The sequence below is a fragment of the Luteibacter sp. P4_E6 genome, assembly GCF_056401535.1.
This window is the reverse complement of sequence record NZ_JBFUJE010000431.1, coordinates 1-3333: the sequence shown is the minus strand read 5'-3', so window position 1 is coordinate 3333 and position 3333 is coordinate 1. Positions and strand designations below refer to the sequence as shown.

3 protein-coding genes and 1 pseudogene are annotated in these 3333 nt (G+C 65.7%); 3 read left to right on the top strand and 1 reads right to left on the bottom strand.

Annotation, left to right across the window (positions count from 1 at the left end; all coding sequences use genetic code 11):
- Positions 1–123: 123 nt before the first annotated feature.
- Positions 124–1233, top strand: a complete 1110-nt coding sequence (locus AC1DT2_RS18640) for an FAD-dependent oxidoreductase (protein ID WP_477297964.1) — start codon at positions 124–126, stop codon at positions 1231–1233.
- Position 1234: 1 nt separating this feature from the next.
- Here the strand turns inward: AC1DT2_RS18640 and AC1DT2_RS18635 are convergent, their stop codons facing one another.
- Positions 1235–2539 carry an Nramp family divalent metal transporter gene (locus AC1DT2_RS18635; protein WP_213948302.1) on the bottom strand — a complete coding sequence of 435 codons (1305 nt, stop codon included), beginning with the start codon at positions 2537–2539 and terminating at the stop codon, positions 1235–1237.
- Between the two features lie 128 nt (positions 2540–2667).
- Here AC1DT2_RS18635 and AC1DT2_RS18630 point away from each other — a divergent pair, with 128 nt between their 5' ends.
- Together AC1DT2_RS18630 and AC1DT2_RS18625 are read left to right on the top strand one after the other, a co-directional pair.
- Positions 2668–3096, top strand: a complete 429-nt coding sequence (locus AC1DT2_RS18630; protein ID WP_213948303.1) for a hypothetical protein — start codon at positions 2668–2670, stop codon at positions 3094–3096.
- A gap of 37 nt (positions 3097–3133) precedes the next feature.
- Positions 3134–3333, top strand: a pseudogene (locus AC1DT2_RS18625) (hypothetical protein); the annotation flags it as partial.

Below are 3333 nucleotides of genomic sequence, written 5' to 3'. Positions count from 1 at the left end.
CGGATCGGTCCCGTCCACGCCCCTGGAGACCGCCCTACGCGCGACCTTGTCCTCACTGGGCACGCTGGCCGTAGGTGTTTCGCCGCGACTATGATCGGCTGAACGACATCGCGGAGCGCACGCATGAGCCAGCCGTCCGTCCTGATCGCCGGTGCCGGTCCCACAGGGCTGGCTGCAGCCCTCTTTCTCGACATCCGCGGCGTGAAGGCGCGTATCGTGGATTCGGCGCTCCAGGCTGCGCCGCACTCACGCGCGCTGGTCGTCAATCCGCGAACGCTCGACCTACTCGCCGACACCGGTGTCACCGAACGCATGCTCGCCGAAGGCCGTCGCATTCGCGGCGTGCGCTTCCATGAGAACGGCGAGGTATTGGCAACGGTCGAAGCGGCATCGATGCATCCGCGATACGGGCTCACGGTGCTGTCGCAGGAACGCAGCGAAGCCCTTCTGACCGAGGCGTTGCTCGCGCGAAACATCCATGTCGAGCGCGGTGTTCGCGCGGGATGCGTGGGCCAGGATGATGCGGAAGTTCGCGTCGCGTTGAACGGCGCGAGCGATGGCGAAGACGGCTATGCCGCAGTATTCGCCGCGGACGGTGCACACAGCGATTTCCGCAAGACCCTCGAGATAGGTTTTTCCGGCTCCTCCTACCCGGAGCCCTGGCCACTCTACGACCTTCCGCTGGAAACGACACTCGACCTCGATCATGCGCATGTCATGTTCTTTCCGGAAGGCATGATTTTCCTGCTCGCCCTGAACGACGAGATCTGGCGTGTCATATCGAACATGCCCCATCCCCTCGCCAAGTTGCCGGCAGGCACAGTCTCCAGCGAACCGATGTGGGAGTCGTCGTTCCATGTCGCCCATCGCGTCGCCGACCGCTGCGCTATCGATCGCATCGCACTCGGTGGCGATGCTGCCCACGTACATTCCCCGGTCGGCGCACGTGGCATGAACCTGGGTATCGAAGACGCCGCGGCCTTCGCCATGTATTTCACGGTCCCCGGAGCCAGGCCGATGGACGCGCTGGAGCGCTATCACCGGGAGCGTCATGCCGTGCACAAAGGCGTCGTGCGTCGCGTGCATGCGGTCACGTCCATGGCACGCAGCGGCAACCCCCTCGTTGCCCGCCTTCGGCATGCCGCGCTTCCGTGGGTCTCGCACATGCCTGCACTGAGCCAGCGGATCCTGCGCACGGTGGCAGGGCTCGATCACCCCGCACCCACGCCGTGAGTCAGAGCGAAATCGCGCCCGCCGCATCCAGCAACAGCACCACATTGAGACTGAGCACCACCAGCGCGCCCAGGCTCGCCAGCGCGACGACAGGCCAGCGGTTATGGAACACACCCATGGTGTCGCGCCGGCTGGTAAACCACACCAGCGCAATCATCGGAAAGGGCAACGCGATGCTCAGCGCGACCTGGCTCATCACCAGCGCACGGGTGGCGTCCACGCCGGCGATGACCACGGCGAAGCTCGGCACCATGGTGACGGACCGCCGCAGCCAAAGCGGAATGCGAAAAGCGACAAAGCCCTGCATGATCATCTGGCCCGCCATGGTTCCGACCACCGAACTGGAGAAGCCCGAAGCCACCAGGGAGATCAGGAAAATCGTCGCCGCCGCACCGCCCAGCAAAGGCACGAGGGTCTGATAGGCCGTCTCGATCTTCGCCACATCGGGATGACTTCCGTGAAACGCCCCTGCGGCCATCACGACCATCGCCAGGTTGATCAGGCCGGCGACCGTCAGGGCCAGCACGACCTCGAGGTTGGAGAGACGGATGATCCGTCGCCGCTCGATATCGCTCTTCGGCCGCGCACGCCGTTCGGTAAGGCCCGAATGCAGGAACAAGGCGTGCGGCATCACCGTCGCACCGATAATGCCGACCGCGATCGCCACCGCCGCACCGTCGGGCAGACTCGGCACGAAGATCTGCTGCCCCAGCGATGCCCAGCCCACCGGCGCGACGAACAGCTCGACCAGATACGACAGGCCGACCACGCCGACCAGGGCGCCAATGGCCAGCTCGAGCCGCCGGTAGCCCATGCCTTCGAGCAGCAGCAAGGCGTACGTCACGATGCCCGTGATGACCATGCCCACCAACAGCGGCAAATGGAACAGCAGGCTCAGGCCGATCGCTCCACCGAGGAACTCGGCAAGATCGGTCGCCATCGCCGCCAATTCGCTGACCACCCACATGACGTAAACCAGCGGCTTGGGCAAGCGTTCTCGACACAGCTGGGCCAGGTCGCGACCGGTCACGATACCCAACCGCGCCGAAAGGCTCTGAAACAGCATCGCGACCAGGTTGGCAAGAACCACCACCCAGAGCAGCCCGTAGCCGTATCGGGCGCCAGCCTGGATGTTGGTCGCGAAATTACCGGGGTCGATATAGGCCACCGACACGACAACGGCCGGACCGGCGAACGGCGCGAGCCCAGCCAGCCCCGTCCGTCGGCCCTGCAAGACCTCTTGCATGACCTGGGTATCGCGTGCGCGCCTGACTTCGTCTCTCACCGCGACGTCCGAGTGGCGCATGGCGCCCTTGACCGGATTAAGCCCAGCATCGCGTACACGCGACGTTAATGTGTGAAATCCCGCGAGGAACGCTTCGCGGGTCCTCCACACGCGGCAGCCTATATCTCAGGGAGATTCCCGGAGCCGCCATGACCACGATCACCCAACCCGGTCCCCGCGTCAGCGGGTTTTCCGCCGCCAGGCAAGACGACATCGGCTATTGCGTCCTTGCCGACCTGAGCAACCCACCGACCGACCCCTGGCTGCGCCTGTTCGCCGCCCGCTGCGAGGCCGTGTTCTCACGACACACCTCGCCGGATATCCGGTGGGTGGAGAACAAGATCTGGTTCCGCGTGCCTTCACCGGATCTGGTCGGCGAATATGCCCGCCTGATCGTCGAGGCCGCCACCGGCGCAAGTGCGGATTACGACGAGGAGCAGCGTCGCGAAGCCGAGCGTGCGGACGAGCTGGCGCGCAAGTCGCACGACCTCGACGACCTGCTGAACCAGGTGAACGCGGCACTCCCCGAGTGGGCGGAGGTGGGCGATCTCGCAAGCCAGGGGAAAGCGACGGGCTGATAGGTTGGGGTGAGAACCGACTCACCAGGCTTACCCCATGCACCTAGTTCGGATCGCGCTGCTGGCAACGGCCTTCCTCGTCGCTCGCCCCGGCCACGCCGCCGAGCCATCGCCAACCGCCTCGGGCTCGCCTTTCAGCATCAACCTGTGGCCCGGGGTGCCTCCCGGCGCCAGCGGACCCCGCGGCCCGGAGCGGGTCTACACGTCGGGCAGCCACGCGGGCGCCGTGTCCAACGT

Bases quoted from the DNA above. Each gene is read 5' to 3' on its own strand.
- AC1DT2_RS18640 (WP_477297964.1), top strand. From the start codon at position 124: ATGAGCCAGCCGTCCGTCCTGATCGCCGGTGCCGGTCCCACAGGGCTG.
- AC1DT2_RS18635 (WP_213948302.1), bottom strand. From the start codon at position 2,539: ATGCGCCACTCGGACGTCGCGGTGAGAGACGAAGTCAGGCGCGCACGC.
- AC1DT2_RS18630 (WP_213948303.1), top strand. From the start codon at position 2,668: ATGACCACGATCACCCAACCCGGTCCCCGCGTCAGCGGGTTTTCCGCC.